Here is a 19,893-nt window from a genome sequence, read left to right as displayed (position 1 = left end):
GTGCCGGCCCGCAGCGTGCCGGCCTCGACCATTGTGCCTCCGGTGTAGCTGTTGGCGCCGGTAAGGACGAGCGTGCCCAGGTCCGTCTTGACCAGCTGAGAGGAGCCGGTCAGCGCCGCCTCGATGGTCGCCGCGAACCCGGCCCCGGCCGCCGTGCCGTCGCCGACCCGAAGGGTGGTGACCGGCCCGCCCAGGATGAGGGCATCGCCGGCGAGCACATAGCCATCGCTGAGGAACTGCAGGCCGGAGGCCCGCAGCGGGCCCTGGCTGGCATCCAGCGTCACCGTGCCGCCGCTGCCGCCGAACACGGCAAAGGAGCCGTTGCTGTAGCCGCCGTTGACCATGCCGTCGGCCTCGGTCCAGCCCACCGAGGGGCCGGCACGCCAGACACCGCTGCCGCCCTCGATCACACCATTGTTGAGGCCGGTCGTGCCGTCCCAGTAGCGCAGCGTCAGGCCCGCCGTGTTAACCAAGTTGACCTGACCGTGCACCGCCGTTTGCAGGTTGACCTCAGACCCTGCCGGCAGGGTGCCCAGGCTCAGGCCATTGTCGGTCAAGGCGCCGCCATAACTGATCAGGCGATAGACGCCTGCACCAAAGGTGCCGCCCGCCGAGACCGAGACGTCGAGCGTGCCGTCCAGCACCAGATCGCCACCTACCACAATATGGTCGTTCAGCGCGCCGCCGATCGTATTGGCTTCGCCCAGCTCGAAGGCGAGGGTCGAGCCGCCCGCCAGCGTCAGGTCGCCGCCGATGGTCAGGGTGCCGGGGCTGTTGCCCGGCGCCAGCACGCCGCCGTTTGCCACCGTCACGTCGCCGCCGATGAGGCCGGAGCCGCCAAGGCGGCCGCCGTTCTCGACCGTGACCGTGCCGCCGAGCGTACCCGCGCCGCCCACGCCCACCACCAGCGTGCCGCCGGAGACCCAGGTGGATCCGGCAAAGCCGCGGCTGTCGCCGGTCAGCGTCAGCGTGCCGCTGCCCTGTTTGATGAGGGCGCCCGCGCCGGTGAAGGCGGTGCCGGTGGCAACCGCGAACGCCTGCGTGTCGATCGTATTGTCGGTTCCCGCATTGGAGACGGAGACGCTTGCCAGACCATCAAATAAATTATTCTGAACGCCTGTTAGCCGGAGCACACCGCCGCCGAGCTCGAAACTCCCGCTCCCTGCGCCCTGGCTGACCTGTGACGTCTCCAGCACGCCGCCCAGCGTCACGGCGAGGTTGCCGCTGCCGCCCGCGGACCGTCCAAGAATAACGGTGGGCGCCGAGGCCGTGGCCCCGGTGGCAATGAGCAGGCTCCCTGTTCCTTCCTCGCCAACCACGATGAAGTCGCTGTTGTCCCAACGGGAACCAGCGGTCGCCACCACCGCCTCGCCGGATGCGCCCGCCAGCTGGCCGATAATTGCGCTTCGACCGCCGACCGTCGCCCCGCCGAATACGCTCAGGCCGCCGCTGCCCAGCCTGCCGATGATCACCTCATTTTCGTAGGACCAGCTGGATCCCGCGCCGCTGATTTCGGCCCACGTCATGGCGCTCACGGCACTGCCGATATATCCGTCCGCGCTGCTGAGCGTTCCTCCGCCGACAATACGCAGGGCAGACGTTTGCACCGCATCGCCCCGCAGGTTGAGCGCGGTCGAAAGGGCAAGGGAACCGCCCACAATCTCCAGTATGCCGTTCTCGATGTCCGTGCCGCCGGTGAGGGCGCTGGCGCCGGTGAGAGTGAGGGTGCCGCTGCCCTTCTTCATGAGATAACCTGCGCCGGTCAGGGTGCCTGCGTAGGTGGTATGGCTGTCTTGCGCGAGCGTGAGGCTCCCTGTGCTCAGCATGATGGCGCCGCCGGAGCCGGAGAGGGAGTTCATCGTGAGCGCATGGCCGTTCAGGTCGAGCGTGCCGCCGTTGACGGTATAGCGGCCGTTCTGGACGAAGCCAGTGGCCGAGCCCGCGCGAAGGACGCCGCCCGCCACCACCGTGCCGCCGGTGTAATGGCTTGTGCCGAAGAGGGTGAGTGTTCCGCTGCCCTGCTTGGTGAGGCCGCCGGCTCCGGTCAGCGGTGCATAGGTGGCAACGTCGAACGCTTGCGTGTCGATCATTGCTCCGCCAGCGAGAACGGAGACGCTCAACCCGTAGAAGAGATAGGGCAGCGCCCCGGTCAGCCTCAGTGCGCCTCCATCGAAGTCGACCGTGGCATTGCCATCGCCGGCGCGGAGCTGGCCTGTTTCCAGGACGCCGCCAGTTTTCAGCGTGACGTAACCGGTTGCAGTAGAAGCATCGCCGACGATAACGCTCTTAGCGGTGACCCGAGCGTCCTGTTCGATCGTGAGCGAGCCCTGCCCTTGGAGGCCGACAGGGAGATTGCCGCTATTTACCCAGTGCGACCCTGCGCCGGTTATCTGGACCGCGCCAACGCCACTCGTAAACGTCCCGATAGTTGCGCTGTCACTCGTAACCGCAGCGCCATTGGCGACGGTCAGCGTGCCTGTTCCATACATGGCGACATTCAGTCCGCCGGTTGCCTGCCACTGGGATCCGGCGTCCGTCAGCTCAAAGGTGCCCGCAGAGCCAGATCCAAATCCAATAGCTGCCCAGTCACTGCTGACGACGGCACCGTCTGAAACGCTGACTGCAGCCGTGCCCAGCATGCCAACGTACAGTTCCCTATTATTGACCCAGCTGGACCCCGCGCCGCTGACCTCTACCAAGCCGGATCCGCTGGAAACGTACCCAATTTGTGCAATGTCATTGCTGACCCTGGCCCCGCCAGAAATGCGCAGGACCGGCGCGTTTATGGTGTTGGATTCCACGAAAAGACCTGAAAACTGGGTGGTCGACCCGCCAGAAACCTCCAGCACGCCGTCTCCAACCCGCGCGTCGCCGGTGTAGCTGTTCGCGCCCGTCAGTGTCAGGGTGCCGCTGCCCTGTTTGGTGAAGTTGCCCGCGCCGGTAATGGATCCTGCGTAAATGGTATCGGCAGTTTGCGCGAGCGTGAGGCTAGCTCCGCCCAGCGCAATGGTGCCGCCGGTGCCAGAGAGGGAGCCCATGGTAAGTGCATAGCCGCTCAGATCGAGCGTGCCGCTGTTGACGGTGTAACTGCCGGTCTGGGCGAAGGCGGTGGCGGAACCAGCCCGCAGCGTGCCGCCTGCGACCACCGTACCGCCGGTATGGCTGGTCGCGCCGGTCAGCGTCAGGACGCCGGCATCCTGCTTGACGAGATTGCCGTTGCCGGAAATGGTTCCGCCAAAAACAACATCGGTCCCTTGTGCGACGGTCAGCGTGCCCCCGCCCAGTGTGACGGCGCCGCTGCCCGACAGGCCGCCGATCATGGCGTTGAACCCGTTCAGGTCAAGTGTGGTGCCGCTGGCAATGTCATAAGTGCTGCCCGCGCTGAAGGCCGTTGCCGAACCTGCGCGCAGCACGCCTGCCGCAACAACGGTGCTGCCGGTATGGCTGCTCGTGCCCGTCAGCGTCAGCGTGCCGCTGCCCTGCTTGGTCAGGGCGCCGCTGCCAGTCAGCAGAGCATTGGCGGTGACGTTGAACGCCTGCGTGTCGATCCATCCCCCGCCGCCAAGAACGGAGACGTTGGCTCCGGAGAAAAGATTGGCCTGCGTTCCGGTCAGCCGCAATATGCCGCCATCGAAGTTGACCGTGGCCATGCCCGCACCCGCGCTGACCTGTCCCGTCTGCAGCACGCCGCCGGTTTGGAGCGTAAGGGCGCCAACGCCTCCTGAGTTCTGAGCGAGGCTAACGCTCGATGCCGTGACCAGTGCGACCTGTGCGATCGTGAGCGCGCCCTGCCCTGCAGGACCGACAGACAAAGTACTGGCCGACCAGCGGGACCCGGCACCGGTCACCGTAGCCGTGCCGATGCTTCCCGCTTGCGACCCGATCGTTCCGGCACTGCTGGTTACCACACCGCCATCAGCAATGGTCAGCGTGCCTGTTCCACCGATGCCGACCTGCAGGATGCCGGTTGTCCAGCTCGACCCGGCATCTGTTACCTCAAAAGTGCCACTGGAACCGGCATTCAGTGCGAGAAACCCTATGTTACTGCGGGCGGTGGCCCCGTCTGAAACCCTTACAGTGCCCGTGCCTCCCGCGCCAACAAACAACTGGGTATCATTGACCCAGCTGGAGCCGGCGCCACGGATCTCGGCCAGGCCGGTTCCGCCGGAAGTGCCTCCTACGTATGCAATTTTGCTGCTGACCGTGGCCCCGCCAGTGACGGTCAGCGTGCCAGTGCCCAACTCGCCAATGCGAAGTTCAGTGCCGCCAGCCAGGTTCGAGCCCGCGCCGGCGACGGTGATCGTACCGGAGCTTCCGCCGCCCGAGCCGATATTAACGCCCCTATCGCTGGTGACAGTGCCTCCATCGGCGATGGTTAGGAGGCCGGAACCAAAGGTGGCGACATTCAGTGTCGTGCTGGTGGTCCATTTGGAGCCCGCGCCAGTCACCGAGGCCGTGCCGGAACTGTTCGCGCTGTATCCAATGTCTCCGCTAGTGCCGCTCACCGTGGCACTATCGGAAATGGTCAGAATGCCGGAACCAGACATACCCACATAAAGTGAAGAGCTGGTGGTCCAGTTGGAGCCCGCGCCGGTCACCACGACTGTGCCGGAGCTGCCCGCATAGCGCCCGACATACCCACCCGTACTGTTTACCGCTGCGCCATCGGATATGGTGAGTGTTCCAGCACTGTCCCGGCCCACAGACAGGAAACCGTCGATGTTCCACGGCGAGGCCACGCCACCTGATCCGTCACCCTTCACCGTCACGCTGGCCCCGCCATCAATGACCTCGTCGGCAGCCCGCGCCGTTGGCGGCACAGCCATGACCAGGCTGAGAAGCGAAGTGCTGGTCAGCACAGCCGTGCGAAAGGCACGCAAGGAGTATGGGGCGGCGACGCGGGGCAACTTATTCATGATGGAGTGGTCCGGTAAAGGCAGGAAGGAGGCCGCCCGGCCGCTTGCAGAACAAGGGCCAGGAGCAGGAATGCGAACTTATAATGCGTAGCAAGTGTTTTAAAAAATGTTAACATTTTTTGTGCTGCAGCTGCTGGGCTTTGCGCTGTCGGCAGCGAACGACGCAAGCGCGGTGCTTGGGCCCCCTGATCCAACCGCTTCGAGATTGGGTGCCGGTGGTCTGTCGAGCCGCCAGCCGGCGCAAAAACGAGGTCGCCTTGATATCAAGGCGCAGTCCCTACAGGTTGCAGGGAACAGCCGGCATTGGCGATGGCCACGGCACTCCGCTGTTCATATGCAAAGCGCAAATCACAACAGAGCCAAACGTACGGCCGCTGTTCAAAGCAGCTTTGGGAGGCTGCGTGCGATGCCGAATGGTATGCGTGAGAGGAGCCTTGATCGTCCTCAAAAAGGGCGAGTGAGAGCGTCTGAGCGCAATGTTCGGCTCTGAGGCGATAGCCTTCTCCAGCCTTGCAACAAGCGGATGGTCCAATCCATCTGCCTTGGCAGAGCGGCCGACATCAGCCCAGTGATCGGGTAGCCTTCTCTGCAGAGGGCCGTGCCCGGTTGATCAGCGCATCAGGATCGAGGCGCAGATCGTTGGTCGGTTTGTACCGCTGGCGCGGACCGTTATCCCGGACGGGGTACTCGCCGCAGATTGTTCATCGACAGCTTCAGTCGCTACGTATCCAACGCGTCACAGGGTAGGGCGCTCGCCACGTCATAGCGCGGGGCATGGCGAGCAAGAGGGGACAGCCGCCGCGCGCTCGACGCCAATCGCCGTCATAGCGAAAGCCGATCGCCGTTCGCTGACGCCAGACTAGCGCGCAGCCCGTTCAGCTGCGAGCCTCCAGGCGCCCTATTGCTTCATCGCCTCGGCAATCAGCTCGACCGAACGCAGTCGCGCTTGGTGCTCGTAGACGTCAGAGACGATCATCACCTCGTCAACGCCGGTCTCGTCAATGAAAGCCTCGAGCCCTTTGCGCACAGTCTCTGGGGAGCCAACCACCGAGCGCGCCAGCATGTGCATGGCTTGCGCCTTTTCATGGGCTGACCAGTAGGTTTCGATATCGTCGATCGGCGGCTTGCTCAGCCCGCGCCGTCCGCTGAAGAGATCCGCAAAGGACATTTGCTGGGTGGTCGCGAGCCGCTTGGCTTCAGCGTCTGTATGGGCGGCGATGACATTGATACCGGCCATTGCGTAAGGCCGGTCGAGCTGCTCGGATGGCTTGAAACGGCTGCGGTAGATCTCAAGGGCGGGCAGCAGGAGCTCAGGTGCAAAATGGGACGCAAAGGCATAGGGCAGCCCGAATTCTGCCGCCAGCATCGCCCCGAAATTGCTCGATCCCAGGATCCACAAGGGAACGTCGGTGCCGGCCGCCGGCACGGCGATGATGCGCTGGTCCGGCCCTGCCGGCGCAAAGAACGCCTGGAGTTCGAGCACGTCCTGCGGAAACTGCTCGGCCGCGGCAGGGGACCGCCGCATGGCCCGGATCGCGATCTGGTCGGTGCCCGGTGCGCGGCCCAGCCCCAGATCGATGCGCCCGGGGTAAAGGCGCGCCAGCGTGCCGAACTGCTCGGCGATGATATAGGGCGCATGGTTCGGCAGCATGATGCCGCCGGCCCCGACCCGGATCGTCTTGGTGCCGCTGGCGATGTGGGCAATGACGATCGAGGTGGCCGCGCTGGCAATACCTTCCATGTTATGATGCTCGGCCACCCAGACACGTTTGTAGCCGCATTTCTCCGCGTGAGCCGCAAGGTCTCGCGCATTGTTGAGCGCCGTCCCGGCGTCGGTGTCCTGCGTCACACGGACAAGTTCAAGCAGTGAAAGCGCCGTCATTTCGGTTCGTTCCTTGCAGCGGAGTTTTCGATCGCATCGATGGTTTCATGCAGCGCCACAGCATCTCTGAAGCTGGGCGCCGAGCGTGTGCCCGAGCGGATGTCCTGGGCGATCAGGGCATAAAGGCGTGCAACGTTGCGGGCGACCGAACTCTCCGGCCAGCCTTGGTAAGCTGATGCGGGCGGTACCAAGGGGGCCAGCTCCCTCGCATCGCCGCGAGCGCCCCGGATCGACAATTGCACGATCTGGGCATGGCCGGTCGCGCCCGTCACCTGGATGTCGCCCTCCGTGCCGTTGATCTCCCAGAGCAGGTTGGTCCCCCGGGACACGCCCCCGCGATAATGGATCGAGAACGCGGCGCCGCTTTCAAGCGCGCCATGGACGAGGATCTGGTCGTGGGAGGTCGAGGAAATCATCTCTCCGGTGTCGGTGACATGGGCGGTCCTGCGGCGATTGATCATGCGCGCGGACAGATCCTTGATGCCGCCCAGAACCTCATGCATGCCGGCAAGCGTGTGCCCCAAGGGAATGCCGAGGAGCGTGGCACCATTGGACCGCTCATAGAGATAGGCATGGGCCGCGTCGGTCTCGCCGCCCCACTGGCCGCCACTCCCCACGAGGGTCGTCGAGAGCACCTCGCCGACATAGCCCTCGCTGATCAGCTGGCGGAGATACTCGACCTCCGGGGCAACGCGCATCTGGGTGCCGACGGCCGCAACCCGGCCTCTTGCCTCGGCGAGGTCTGCCAACTCCTTTGCTTCAGCCAGACCGTTGCCGAGCGGCCATTCGCAGAAGACGTGCTTGCCGGCGTCGAGGGCTTTTGTCACCAGCTCATGATGGTGAGGCACCTTGACGGTGATGACGACGAGGTCAACCTCGGGCGAGCTGACGAGGGCCTGCGCATTTTCAAATGCGTGTGGCAGCTTGAATGCATCGGCCGCCTTCTTTGCGCTGGCGAGGCTGGTGTTGGCAACGCCGACGACATCAAACGCGTGCGGCAAGGCTTTGAGTGCCGGAATATGGGCGGTGGCGGCCCAGTGAATGCCCGGATTGAGGCCGATGAAGCCGACGCGGACAGGGGTATCACTCATGAGCTGCTCCAGAGGTGTCGGATTGCATTGGTTGGGCGGGCATGTGTGCGCCAGCATTGCCGGTCAGGTAGCCAAAGGTCAGGATGTCCTCGATCCGATCAGCGCTGGTCCCAAAATCGCCGGCCTTGTCCTGAACAAAGGCCGCGCCGAGCGCGCTCAGGAACAGCGCCGGCGCAGAGACCGACAGCCTCGCTGTGCCTTCGGCCTGGGCGCGCGTGAGAAACTCGCCGGTTATGGCGGCGAGCGTTTGGCAACTGACGGCCAGCGGAGACACCTTTGCTTCAAACGCATCGATGAACGGCCGGGGCAGGCCGGCAAAGGCGCTCAGATAGTCGCGAAGCGCTGCCATCCACGCATGAAGCGCATCCCCTGCGCCCGCCATCGCCAAGGCTTCGTCACGCCGGGCGAGAAGAGCCGCCTGTTTCTCATGCAGCACCTCGCACAAAAGATGCTCACGCGTCGGGAAATGGCGATAGAGCGTGCCAGGTCCAACGCCTGCGGACCGGGCGATCTCGTCGAGGGATGCATCGATGCCATGGCTGGCAAAGGCCGCCTTTGCCGCATCCAGGATCCGCCCGCGATTACGCCTCGCATCTGCCCGTTTTGCTGTCTCTGCCTGCATCAACGCCTCGCCTGGCAGTGCTGTTTGACCTTTCAGCCTGGTAAGGCACAAGTAAACGGAGCCACTCTCCGTTTCAAGGGGCCCTGAGGTTATCAGCCCCTTGAAAAGCTGCAGCTGCCCGGTTTCGATGTGTTCCTCCTGACCGAGGATGCGCCAGGCGATCTGCGCCAGGAGATCGGCGGCAGAGCACGGTTCTGCCGCGCCAGGCCAAAAGGTCACCTGCCCCTTGTTGCTGTTTTTGTTCGCCATGCGCGCGGGGCGATAACTGCCTTCTCAACGCAGGGATACGCTTCAGGCCGTCCGGCAGGGCCGCAGATGATCTAGGGGTGCGGAGCAGCCCTTGCTCGGCGTGATCGGAAACCCCTGAAGGCCTCCAACGTTCGGGTCACCAATCGGAGAGCCCCTATGACCAACTTGGCATTGATCGTCGGCGCCAGCGGCATCGTCGGTAGTGCGACCGCGTCGCTCCTGGTCGAGGAAGGCTGGCAGGTGGCGGGCCTCGCGCGCCAGCCAGCCGCCCAGCCGGGGGTTACCCCCATTGCAGCCAACCTGCAGGACCCGGCGTCGCTGGCGGCTGCCTTGGCCGACGTACAGCCTGCTTACCTGTTCATCACGACCTGGTCGCGCCAGGCAACCGAGGCTGAGAACATTCGCGTCAATGCCGCGATGGTCCGCAACCTGTTCGATGCGTTGCGTCCGATGGGATCCCTTCGCCACGCTGCTCTGGTGACCGGGCTGAAGCATTACCTGGGGCCCTTCGAGGCCTACGGCAAAGGCACGCTGCCACAGACTCCGTTCCGGGAGGACCAGGGCCGGCTCGATGTCGAGAACTTCTACTATGCCCAGGAGGACGAACTGTTCGCTGCTGCCGAGCGCGACGGCTTCACCTGGAGCGTCCACCGGCCGCACACGATCATCGGCAAGGCGGTGGGCAATGCGATGAACATGGGGACGACGCTTGCGGTCTACGCCACGATCTGCCGGGAGACGGGCCGACCCTTTTACTTTCCGGGTTCTGCGGTCCAGTGGCAAGGGCTCACGGATATGACCGATGCTCGTCTGCTCGCACGTCACCTGCTGTGGGCGGCAACGACGCCGGCAGCGGCCAACGAGGCGTTCAACGTGGTCAATGGGGACGTTTTTCGCTGGCAATGGATGTGGTCGCGGATTGCCGACTGGTTCGGGATCAAAGCAGAGCCGTTCGATGGCGTCGTGCGGCCACTCGAGGCACAGATGATTGATGACGCAGGCGTGTGGCGCGGCATTGTGGAGCGCTATGGCTTGATCGAGCCGGACCTTGCGCGCCTGGCCTCGCCCTGGCACACCGATGCTGATCTTGGTCGCCCGATCGAGGTGGTAACCGACATGTCGAAAAGCCGGCGTCTCGGCTTTACGGCCTACCAGCCAACGGACGATGCCTTCTTTGCACTGTTTGAACAGCTGAGGGTCGACCGGTTGATCCCCTGACCAAGCGCGCAGGCTGCTGCGCGGTCTTCGGCTGTGCGAAGGCCGCGATATAGTCGCGCCGCCAAGAATTCAAACTCGCGCATCCAGACGCGGCTGCACACAAGACTAAACTCAAGGCAAGTGCCGGTGACACAGGCTTCAAGGGTAGGGAGCAACCAGCCGCTGATGGATAATGACCCATCAACGGGCAGGCAAAAAGAGGCAACGACCTGGATGCCGGGAGCACATCAGCCGAGGCAATGCACGTGTCCTGCAGATTGACACGCCTGAAACGCTGTTCGCTGCAAAGTTCCGGCGGGCCGAAGGCGGCAGGCCAGTCGTTTATGATGGCGGTCGACACACCAGGGCAGGCTGGAAGGGAGTTGCAGACAATAAATCCGGCTGTGCCTGTGGATGGCCTGCAATCAGGACGCTGACGGGGCAACTTCCCAGCCGCCACCCAGCGCCCGGAACAGGTTGATTTGATAGGCGGCCAGTTGCGCATCGGAGGCCGCCAGCTGGGCCTCGGCATCGGCCAGCATGCGCTGGGCATCCAAGACAGCCAGGGAGTCCGCCCGGCCAAGGCGGAACAGCTGGTGCGTCTGCTCGACGACTTTTGCAGCGCTGTCGCGGCTCGCCTTCAGGGCATCGTTGGCGTCGAGCTCGCGCGCATAGGCAGAAAGCGCAGTCTCGACATCAGACAGGGCCCTCAGCACTGCGGCGTCGAACCGTGCCAAGGCCGCCTGCTCCGAGGCTTCTGCGCGCCGGATGCGGGCCTCTACCGCGCTGCGGTTGGGAAAGGTCCAGGTGACGAGCGGCCCGAGCCCGAAGCGAAAACTATTGTCGTCGCCAAGATCCTCAAACGGCGTGCCGATCCCGGCGCCCGCGCCGAACTCGATGCGGGGGTAAAGGTCGGCCATGGCAAGGCCGATGCGGGCAGTGGCCGCGGCAATCTGGCGCTCGGCCTGCCGGACATCCGGGCGCCGTCGCAGCAGCCCGGCGCCATCGCCCACCGGAATGGGGGCATTAAGGCTGGGGAGCGTGCGGCAGGCGGCAAGGTCCTGCGGAAACTGCGCCGGCGGACGGCCAAGCAGCACGGCGAGACGAAAGAGCGCATTCTGCCGTGCGGCCTGGAATGCGGGCAGGGGCGCACGCAGGCGTGCCAGTTCGGCGGCGGCGCGCGAGCGATCCAGCGCGCCGCCGCGTCCGCCCTGAATGAGCCGCTCGGTCAGCGCCAGGGTTTCCTCCTGAAGCGCGACGCTGCGCTGTGCGGCATTGTGGCGATAGCCGGCGGCGCAGGCGTCCACATAGGCGGCGGCCGTGTCGGCAGCGACGGTCAGGCGCATCAGGTCGTAGGCTGCTTGTGCCGCTTCCACATCGGCATTGGCAGCCTCGATCAGCCGCTTCAGGCGTCCGGCAACGTCGAGGTCGTAGCGCAGGGTTATGCCGGCCTCAAAGCCGAGCTCAACCGGGGCGGCACCGTTGATGCGTCGCTCCCTGTCGAGCGTGACGCCGCCTGTGGTCTCGCCGCGGACCTGGCGTTGCGCCAGTGCTTCAGCCAGTAAAGCCCGTGATTCCTCGATGTTGGCAAGCGCTACGGCCAGGTCGGTATTGGCGGCCAGAGCCTCGCTCACCAGCTGGTCGAGCTCTGAAGTGCGGTAGAGCCGCCACCACTGGCCAGGGACGGGATCGTCCGTGAACGGGCCAGCACGAGTTGCCGCCGAGAATTCGCCGGTCGCTGAAGGCGCGGCGGCGATCCTGGAGCGCGGGCCGGCATAATCCGGCCCGACATGGGAGCAGGCGGTGGTCAGCAGCAGGAGCCAGAGAGCCGGGCGCTTCACCGGGGTGCCCCTTCGCCTTGGCGCTGGCGGCCTTCCTTGTTCTGCTCCTCAATGATGGCGACCGTGGCGGTGCGGCCTGGAATGAGGTTGATGTGGTCGGGCACCTCGTCCAGCGCCACCCGCACCGGTATTCGCTGGGGCAGTCGCACCCAGGCAAAGGTCGGATTGACGGCCGGCAGGAGATTGGGCGATGCGCCCCGGTCCTGATCCGCAATGCCCGCCGCGATGCTCTCGACCCGGCCGGTGAGGGTTTCCTCCTCGCCCATCAACCGGACAGTCACCCGGTCGCCCACATGGATGCGCGGCAGCTTATCCTCCTCGAAGTAGCCTTCAACGCGCAGCGAGTCCGTATCGACCAGGGCCAGGGCCTGTGCTCCGGCCGTCACATAGTCGCCGGGCCGCAGTTGAAGGTTGGTGACGATGCCGTTGACGGAGGCACGCACAACGGTGCGCTCCAGATCCAGCCGGGCCACATCCAGCGCGGTCTCGGCCCGCCTCAGGCCGGCGGCTGCGGTCAGGACGCGGGCCTCACCCTGCTCGCGTTCCTCCCGGGAGACGAGGTCGCCAAGCGCGTTGTTGCGCTCGGCCTCGCGCCGGGCCTGAGCCAGCGTTGCGCGCGCGCTGGCAAGGGCTGCCTCGGCCTCGGCAACGCCCAGGCGGTAACGGGGCGGGTCGACCTTGAACAGAGGCTGGCCGCGTTCAACGCCCTGGTTGTCATCGACCAAGACATCGGTCACCAGCCCCGAGACGTCGGGCGCGACGCGAACCACGTCGGCACGCACGCGCCCATCGCGGGTCCATGGCTCCACCTCGTAGTGGTGCCACATCCAGAAAATTCCGGCAGCTGCGAGCGCGACCGCGGCAAGGGTCACGCCGACACGGGAGAGGGTACGCAATACAGGTGTCATGGATTGGCCAATGCAATCAGGGAGGGGGAGAAAGCGGCAAGGCCTGACCACAAGATGACATAGAGCGCCATATCGAACAGGGCGCGGTGCCACACGAGGCGGTAGAAGCCCGAGCGGCGCAGCAGCCAGCGAGCCGGCAGGTAAAGGCACAGCGCCAGCAGCGCCCAGACGAGCAGGGGCGACATGTAGATGCCAAGAACACTGATCTCGCCGATCATGCTTGCACCTTTCTTGCGGGCGCTGCGGCCTGAGGGAAGAGATTGCGCCGCAGGCCTGTCAGGGCAAGCAGGCCCATTCTCCGGGCCGGACCGGCCTCAGACCTGCCTGCGACGCGGATGGCCGTGTCAAGCCGGCGCAGCAGGGCGGAAGACGGCTCGATCCGCCGCCCGCGCGACAGGGCCTGAAAATGGCGATTGAGGTGCGCGAACAGGATGGCCAGAGCCCGGCGCAGCGACGGGTCGCTGGCGGTCTCCAACTGACGCAGGTCGAGCACACTCAGGCCGATCCGCAATTCCTGCAGGGTGCCGCCCATCATGTCGGCGCGGGCGCTCTCCGGGCCAAGCCTCGGGCCGATCAGACCGACACGGTCGACCATGCGGGTGGTCCACGCCTCGCGTGTGGGCATGCGCCGCGTTGCCGTCATCCGGGCGATATCGGCCCATGCGAGACGGATGATCCGCCGCGCGGCAAATTCCGTGCCGACCGATCGCACCAGCCGCGTGACCACCAGGGCGGCGATGGGCGCTGCGACCAACGCGATGACGTTGTTGGCGAAATGGGCGAAATCCGGCCGAAAGGTTCCCTGCAGCGCCATGGCGCCAAGCGTTGCCATCAGGACCGGATAGCCCCAGCGGGCAAACTGGGGCAGGGCGATGACAAGCCCTGTCGTGAACAGAAAGGGAAACAACGCCAGCGCCAGCATGGCAAAACTGTCAAGGGGCGGCAGGATGACAAACAGGTAGATCCCCGCCAGCATTGCCGCCGCTATGGACATGATCGCATCGCGCTGGATCTGCTGGGCAGGATCGTCCATCGCTGCGAACAGGGTCGTGAAGACCGCGGTGAGCATGGCCGCGCTGCTGCCGTTGGACCAGCCCGTCATGATCCAAAAAGCGCAGACGAGCGCGATGGCAACCACCGAGGTCAGGCCCGACCAGAATGCCATGCCGTAATCCAGGTGCAATGCGCCAAAGGCGGTGCTGGCAGGCCGGGGCTGCGCGGCCAAAGGGATCGGCGTGCCATCGGCCAGATGGCCTCCGAGCGCACGGCACTCCCGATAGGTGGAGATCAGCTCGCCGAGCCTTGCATGGAAGTTTGCGGCAAGAAGCTCATCCCACCGGGGCGATTGTCCGAGGCTGGGCTCCAGCGCGCGGGCCCGGGCAAGGAGGGCGTCCGCCCTCTGATCGGGTGCGACCGGCCCCGATGCGACCCAGTCGGAGACGTCCCGGATCAGCGCCTCGGAGTCTGTCGGCAAGGTTGCGCCGGACCGCCGCAGGGCCTGCAGGCGGTCGCCCACCGTGCGCACCAGCGGCAGCAGTGCGGACATGCGCTCTGCCAGGGCCCGGGTCTCCCGGCTCTTGGTCTGGTAGTCCGAGACATCAAAGGGCAGGTGGGTCGCCATCAGGTAAAGGGCGGTCACGTCGCCGGCGAGCTTGTAGGCAAGGGAGGCCGGCGGCTCGCCCCGGCTGTTCAGCATCTGGGTGACCAAGTCCTGCGCGTCGGCCTCGAAACGTCGGATCAGGCTGGACAGCGAGGGTCCGATACCCTTGGGCAGGACCAGACTGTGCAGGATGGTCGCGCAAAGAATGCCGATGCCGGTTTCCTCGACGCGGGCAACGGCAGTCCAGAACACCTGTCCGGGATTGTCGACGCTGGGGAAGCCCACCAGCGCTGCCGTATAGCCGCACAGGACGAAGGCATAGCTGCGCGGTGTGCGATCGAGCACCGCGCTGCCGCCGCAAAAGCCCACCCACAGCGCCAGAGCCAGACTGAGGAGCGGGGGCGAATTGGAAAAGGCGGGCACCAGAACGACCGCCACGGCAGCGCCCACGACCGTTCCGGCAAGGCGGTAGGCCGCCTTGGAGCGCACGGTACCCGCCAGTGGATTGCTGACGATGTAAACCGACATCAGCGCCCAGAACGGGTTTTCCAGTCCAAGTGCCAGCGCGACGTAAAGCGCCAGCATGCCGGCCAGAAACGTGTTGAGGGAAAAAACTCCCCGCAGGGCCCGCGGGCTCATCCCCGGGCCGGTCCCGACCCGGTCACCGGCGAAGGAGAGGCGATGAACTGGTCCAGCGCACGTTCCATGTGAGCAAAAACCTCAAGGCAGGCGGAAACCTGTTCGTCGCTGACGTCGGCCAGCGCCATCTTACGAAGCGCCTCGATCGCCGTTTCGATCCGCATGGCAAGGTCGACCCCGGCGGCTGTCAGGTGGATCCGGTTCACCCGCTTGTCATCCGTATCCAGACGGCGCTCGATCAGGCCAAGCGCCTCAAGGCGGTTGAGGACCGGCACCAGCGAGGGCCCGCCGATGCCAAGGCACTCAGCCAAGGCGGCCTGTGTCATCCCGCCGGTGCGATGGATGCGGATGAGCGGCGCTGTCATCGGCTCGGTCAGGCCAAAGGGCGTCACGACAATGCCGATCGCGCGCTTCCACAAGCGCGAGAGGGGAGCCAGAGAGGAGGTGAAGCGCGTCTCGTCTGCAGTCACAGTGTATCCATTCGTTCGCTAACGAATGATATGGCAGATGGTAGGCCATTTTGCAATGGTTACAGCTTAGAGAGGGTCAAAGAGGGGCTGCGGGACGCTTTTGTTCTCAGCCCTGCGAGCCTGGTTGCCGGCGAGGATCCGTGCTGCATGGATGCAGGCTGGGGCCCGTGTCTGCGGCCCAGGCACGGGCAGGGCTACGCTTGTCCCGGCGTCAGGTGGACCACCTGGGTTGCCAGGCGCTCGACCTCGGTCCGATCATGACTGACATAGAGGATCGGCAGCCCCAGATCGTCCCGTATGCGCTCGATGACCCGCAGGATCTCTTCCCGACGCGAGGCATCGAGCGAGGAAAGGGGCTCATCCATGAGGAGAAAACGCGGCCCCGACAGAAGCGCCCGGCCGATTGCCACCCGCTGCGCCTCGCCGCCGGACAGCGTGCGCGGCCAGCGGTCAAGAAGGTGCTTGATCCCCAGGAAGGCGACGACCTCATCCAAGTCGATCCACCTGGCCTCAGGCGGCGCAAGGCGCTGGCCATAGAGCAGGTTGGCGCGCACCCGCTTGTGCGGGAACAGGCGGCCATCCTGGAAGATGTAGCCCGAGCGCCGGCGCTCGGGCGGCAGATCGACCCCGGCGCGGCTGTCGAAGAGGAGCTCGCCCGCAACAACGATCCGCCCCTCATCGGGCCTGAGCAGCCCGGCAACCATGTTCAGGATGCTGGTCTTGCCCGCGCCTGATGGTCCGAACAGGGCGGTGATCCCCGCGCCGGCCCGCAGGGACAACGCGATCCTGGCACTGCCCAGCCGGCAGCGAACATCGATCTCAAAGGACATGGTTCTGCCGTCCCGCACCGGCACGCCGTGAGAGCGCCTCTGAGGCGACCAGTGCCGCCAATGACAGCAGCACCGAGATGAGCGCCAGGCGCGCGATGATCGCATCTGAACCTGGCACCTGAAGGGCTGAATAGATGGCGATGGGCAAGGTCCGGGTCTCCCCTGGAATATTGGAGACGAAGGTGATCGTTGCCCCGAACTCTCCAATCGAGCGCGCAAATCCAAGGACGGCGCCGGCAAGCACGCCCGGCAGCGACAGGGGCACGGTGATCGTCAGGAACGTGTAGGCCGGGCTTGCTCCAAGCGTCCTTGCCGCACCCTCGAGGCGACGATCCACCGCTTCAAGGGACAAGCGGATCGCCCGCACGATCAGCGGCAGCGCCATCACAGCCGCTGCCAGCGCTGCCCCGGTCCAGCGGAACATGAAGGTGATGCCGAACCAGTCCTCCAGGAGGCGACCGGCCGGGCCGTTGGTTCCAAAGGCAAGCAGCAGCAGCCAGCCTGTCACGACGGGCGGCAGCACAAGGGGCAAGTGGATCACAGCATCGAGCACAACCTTGCCCGGAAACCGGCCACGGGCCAGCAGCCAGGCAAGAGCGAAGGCGATCGGCAGCGTGCCGGCCACGGCCACGGCGCTCACCTTGAGCGAGAGCCGGATGATGTTCCATTCGTCAGGCGTCAGCAGCATTGGAATTACCGCGGAGTGAAGCCGTAGCGCTGAAAGATCGCCTTGCCCTCGGGCGAGACGAGGAAGCGCCGGAAGGCCTCAGCATCGGCGCTGGTTGACGTCTTGAGCGCTGCAACCGGATAGGTAATCGGGGGGTGGGTGTCCTCGGGGAACGTGCCGACAATCCGGACGGCCTTGGCCGCCCTGGCATCGGTCATATAGACGATCCCGAACGGGGCCTCGCCGCGCTCGACCAGCGCAAGCGCGGCCCGAACGTTTTCCGCCCGGGCAATCCGGGCCTCGATGCCATGCCAGACGCCAAGACTTGAGAGCGCGGCCTTGCCGTACTTGCCGGCCGGAACCGCGTCGGGATCGGCCATCGCCAGCCGGCCGGTCCCCAGAGCCCGGCCGAGCGGAAAGCCCGGCCCGATGGTGAGCCTGGCCTTGCTTGTCGCAGGCGCGACCAGAACAAGGCTGTTGGCAAGAAAGGATGCGCGCGTCCCGGGGCGGATCAGACCCTTGCCCGCGACATGATCCATCCAGGGTTCATCAGCCGAAATGAAGAGATCAGCGGGCGCGCCGGCGATGATCTGCCGGGCAAGCGCCGAGGAGGCGGCAAACGAAAGCGTCGGCTCGAGATGGCCCATCGCCGCCCAGGCCTGCGCTGCAGCTGTCAGCGACTCCTGGAGGCTGGCGGCGGCAAGCACAAGCGGAGCCTTCTGCCGCGCCGCCGCAGGGCCGAGGCCGGCCCCGACAAGCGCCAGAACCAGCAGCAGGCGGCAAAGCAATCGCATGTGGGCATCTCCGTTCGACGCTATGCACCGCGGTATATAGCGTTGATGGCATGTTGTCAGCAGGCGTTCTGTCGGGAAGGCTGGTCATCGGTCCTCTCGCTCATCGGCCTTTTGGCCGTCAGTCCTGCCGGGAGGTCTTGGGAGCAGCGCGCATCGGCTCGAGCAGCATGAGAAGCGGATCGCCTTCGACGGCCTCGGCCATTTTCCGCTCGATTGTGCGGAAGCGCTGCAGCACCTGCCGACCGAGCGGCGACAGCCGGGCGCCGCCGCCATGCGGGCCGCCTGCGGCCGTGTCCACGAGTGGTTCGCGCCAGCACCGGTTCATCGTGTCGACGAGCAGCCAGGTACGCCGATAGCTCATGCCGAGCGCGCGCCCGGCAGCCGAGATCGAGCCGTGCGTGTCGATGGCATCGAGCAGATCGGCCTTGCCGGGGCCCATGGCGATCTCGTCGCCACAGAAGAGCTGCGCTTTCAGCTTGAGCGGTCCCACCATGGCCATGGCCAGCAACGCCTCCCCGTCATTATCATGCCCGCATCACCTCGGAGCCTTTTGCCGCGTCCTGGCTGTGACTTCAATCGCGCGGCGCCCTTCTTCCCGCGGCGACGGGCCTGCCGCGGGAAGAAGGGCGCGGCAGGGCCGTTGCCCCCGGGCAATGGAAGGGTTGCGATCTGGCTCACGAAGCCATTGGCTTTTTAAAAAGGCTGCCGTACAAACGCTTCGTTGGCAGATCAGCTCTGCTGACACCAGATCGCGCCGGTGCCCCGAGAGGGGCTTAAAGGGGAATGCGGTGCGGGAGCTTGCTCCCAAGTCCGCAGCTGTCCCTGCAACTGTAAGCGGTGAGCGCGATGCACAGGCCCTCGTAACCGGGGGCAGCCACTGGAGAGCGCGTAAGCGCAGACCTGGGAAGGCGTGCATCAAGCTGTGACCCGCGAGCCAGGAGACCTGCCGGCGTTTGGTCGCTCTTGCCGCGGTCCAGGGAATGGCCATGGCACGGTAACTTTCCGTCTGGGCGACGAAGCTGTGCAGCTGGGGCTGCACGGATGCGCGGTAACGGGTGCCTCAACGCGCCCGCCCGTCTTCGCGCGCCGACCGGACTTGTCCGGCAAGCCCCCGCATTCATCGCCTCGGCGCGTGGGGAGTTACCATGCCGGATCTTGCCAAGGTCCCTGTCACGATCGTGACCGGCTTTCTGGGTGCAGGGAAGACCACGCTGATCAGCCACCTGATCCGCAATGCGGGCGGCCGCAGGCTGGCCGTGGTGGTCAATGAGTTCGGAACGCTGGGTGTGGATGGCGATATTCTCCAGACCTGTGCCATTCCTGATTGCCCGGCAGAGAACATCATTGAGCTTGCCAACGGCTGCATCTGCTGCACCGTTGCGGACGATTTCATCCCGACGGTTGAAACGCTGCTCGCGCTTGATCCGCGCCCCGACCACATTCTCATCGAAACGTCGGGCCTGGCTCTGCCCAAGCCTTTGCTCAAGGCATTCGACTGGCCTGCGATCCGCAGCCGGATCACGGTCGATGGCGTGCTGGCGCTGGCGGATGCCGATGCCATTGCCGCCGGACGGTTCGCACCGGATGTGGCGGCGCTCAACGCGCAGCGCGCCTCTGACCCAAGCATCGATCACGAAACGCCGCTTTCGGAAGTTTTTGAAGATCAGCTCGCCTGCGCTGACATGGTCCTGCTGACCAAGGGGGATCTGGCCGGGCCCGACGGCGTGGCCGCCGCCCGCGCCGTCATTGCAGCCGAGGCGCCGCGCCCGGTGCCCGTCATCGAGCTCGTAGACGGACGTGTCGACCCGCGCGTGATCTTGGGGTTGGGGGCCGCAGCTGAAGACGATCTTGCCGCGCGGCCATCGCATCATGATGGCGAGGACGACCATGAGCACGAGGATTTCAACAGCGCCATCATCCAATTCGGCGAGATCAAGGATCCGGCCGAACTGGCGGCACGGATCGAGACCCTGGCGCATGAGCAGCGCATTTTGCGAGTAAAGGGCTATGCCGCCGTTGCCGGCAAGCCCATGCGCCTCCTGGTGCAGGCGGTAGGCGCGCGGGTGCGCTACCAGTATGACCGTCCCTGGCGTCCGGACGAGCCGCGCCGCACCATGCTCGTTGTCATTGCCGAGCATGATCGGATCGTGCCCGAGGCCATCCGCACGGTGCTGCAGGGCTGACGCG

General features: G+C 65.5%; 15 protein-coding genes and 1 riboswitch. Of the genes, 2 read left to right on the top strand and 13 right to left on the bottom strand.

Going from position 1 to position 19,893, the window contains the following annotated elements:
• From VIG90_RS10625 to VIG90_RS10610, 4 genes are all read right to left on the bottom strand, one after another.
• Window positions 1-4,916: beta strand repeat-containing protein (locus VIG90_RS10625; protein ID WP_331593488.1), on the bottom strand; the 4,916-nt coding region annotated here is incomplete at its 3' end.
• Window positions 4,917-5,814: 898 nt separating this feature from the next.
• Complete coding sequence (locus VIG90_RS10620) at window positions 5,815-6,798, bottom strand: LLM class flavin-dependent oxidoreductase (protein ID WP_331593487.1); 984 nt, start codon at window positions 6,796-6,798, stop codon at window positions 5,815-5,817.
• The gene (locus tag VIG90_RS10615; RefSeq protein ID WP_331593486.1) at window positions 6,795-7,889 is read right to left on the bottom strand and encodes a Gfo/Idh/MocA family oxidoreductase; all 1,095 of its coding nucleotides are present in this window, start codon (window positions 7,887-7,889) and stop codon (window positions 6,795-6,797) included. Before VIG90_RS10615 ends, VIG90_RS10620 begins: the two co-directional genes overlap by 4 nt.
• Window positions 7,882-8,760 carry a TetR/AcrR family transcriptional regulator gene (locus VIG90_RS10610; RefSeq protein ID WP_331593485.1) on the bottom strand — a complete coding sequence of 293 codons (879 nt, stop codon included), beginning with the start codon at window positions 8,758-8,760 and terminating at the stop codon, window positions 7,882-7,884. The genes VIG90_RS10615 and VIG90_RS10610 overlap by 8 nt, the downstream gene beginning before the upstream one ends.
• A gap of 156 nt (window positions 8,761-8,916) precedes the next feature.
• On the opposite strand from VIG90_RS10610, the gene VIG90_RS10605 reads away from it, so the two are divergent.
• The gene (locus tag VIG90_RS10605; RefSeq protein ID WP_331593484.1) at window positions 8,917-9,978 is read left to right on the top strand and encodes an SDR family oxidoreductase; all 1,062 of its coding nucleotides are present in this window, start codon (window positions 8,917-8,919) and stop codon (window positions 9,976-9,978) included.
• Between the two features lie 404 nt (window positions 9,979-10,382).
• On the opposite strand, the gene VIG90_RS10600 is transcribed toward VIG90_RS10605, so the two are convergent.
• From VIG90_RS10600 to VIG90_RS10560, 9 genes are all read right to left on the bottom strand, one after another.
• Window positions 10,383-11,798, bottom strand: coding sequence for a TolC family protein (locus VIG90_RS10600; protein ID WP_331593483.1), 1,416 nt, complete (start codon window positions 11,796-11,798; stop codon window positions 10,383-10,385).
• The gene (locus VIG90_RS10595; RefSeq protein WP_331593482.1) at window positions 11,795-12,706 is read right to left on the bottom strand and encodes an HlyD family secretion protein; all 912 of its coding nucleotides are present in this window, start codon (window positions 12,704-12,706) and stop codon (window positions 11,795-11,797) included. The genes VIG90_RS10600 and VIG90_RS10595 overlap by 4 nt, the downstream gene beginning before the upstream one ends.
• Entirely contained in the window at window positions 12,703-12,924 is a 222-nt protein-coding gene (locus VIG90_RS10590) for a DUF1656 domain-containing protein (protein ID WP_331593481.1), read from the bottom strand. Before VIG90_RS10590 ends, VIG90_RS10595 begins: the two co-directional genes overlap by 4 nt.
• Window positions 12,921-14,945 carry an FUSC family protein gene (locus tag VIG90_RS10585; protein ID WP_331593480.1) on the bottom strand — a complete coding sequence of 675 codons (2,025 nt, stop codon included), beginning with the start codon at window positions 14,943-14,945 and terminating at the stop codon, window positions 12,921-12,923. The genes VIG90_RS10590 and VIG90_RS10585 overlap by 4 nt, the downstream gene beginning before the upstream one ends.
• The gene (locus VIG90_RS10580) at window positions 14,942-15,415 is read right to left on the bottom strand and encodes a MarR family transcriptional regulator (protein ID WP_331593479.1); all 474 of its coding nucleotides are present in this window, start codon (window positions 15,413-15,415) and stop codon (window positions 14,942-14,944) included. The genes VIG90_RS10585 and VIG90_RS10580 overlap by 4 nt, the downstream gene beginning before the upstream one ends.
• 194 nt (window positions 15,416-15,609) lie before the next feature.
• On the bottom strand, window positions 15,610-16,245 hold the full coding sequence (locus VIG90_RS10575) for a molybdenum ABC transporter ATP-binding protein (protein WP_331593478.1): 636 nt from the start codon (window positions 16,243-16,245) through the stop codon (window positions 15,610-15,612).
• Window positions 16,235-16,933 carry a molybdate ABC transporter permease subunit gene (gene modB / locus VIG90_RS10570; RefSeq protein WP_331593477.1) on the bottom strand — a complete coding sequence of 233 codons (699 nt, stop codon included), beginning with the start codon at window positions 16,931-16,933 and terminating at the stop codon, window positions 16,235-16,237. The genes VIG90_RS10575 and modB overlap by 11 nt, the downstream gene beginning before the upstream one ends.
• Window positions 16,934-16,938: 5 nt before the next feature.
• Window positions 16,939-17,706, bottom strand: coding sequence for a molybdate ABC transporter substrate-binding protein (modA, locus tag VIG90_RS10565; protein WP_331593476.1), 768 nt, complete (start codon window positions 17,704-17,706; stop codon window positions 16,939-16,941).
• 118 nt (window positions 17,707-17,824) lie between these two features.
• On the bottom strand, window positions 17,825-18,199 hold the full coding sequence (locus tag VIG90_RS10560; protein ID WP_414695490.1) for a winged helix-turn-helix domain-containing protein: 375 nt from the start codon (window positions 18,197-18,199) through the stop codon (window positions 17,825-17,827).
• 245 nt (window positions 18,200-18,444) lie between these two features.
• Window positions 18,445-18,671, top strand: a riboswitch (cobalamin riboswitch).
• Window positions 18,672-18,851: 180 nt separating this feature from the next.
• On the opposite strand from VIG90_RS10560, the gene cobW reads away from it, so the two are divergent.
• Window positions 18,852-19,889 (top strand): cobalamin biosynthesis protein CobW, encoded by a 1,038-nt coding sequence (gene cobW, locus VIG90_RS10555; protein ID WP_331593474.1) that lies wholly within the window; start codon window positions 18,852-18,854, stop codon window positions 19,887-19,889.
• The last annotated feature ends 4 nt before the right edge of the window (window positions 19,890-19,893 follow it).

This window comes from Pedomonas sp. (assembly GCF_036515995.1).
In the GTDB taxonomy this organism is placed as follows: Bacteria; Pseudomonadota; Alphaproteobacteria; order Sphingomonadales; family Sphingomonadaceae; genus Pedomonas.
The sequence above is the reverse complement of the archived record's forward strand: the minus strand, read 5'-3'. Positions and strand labels throughout refer to the sequence as shown.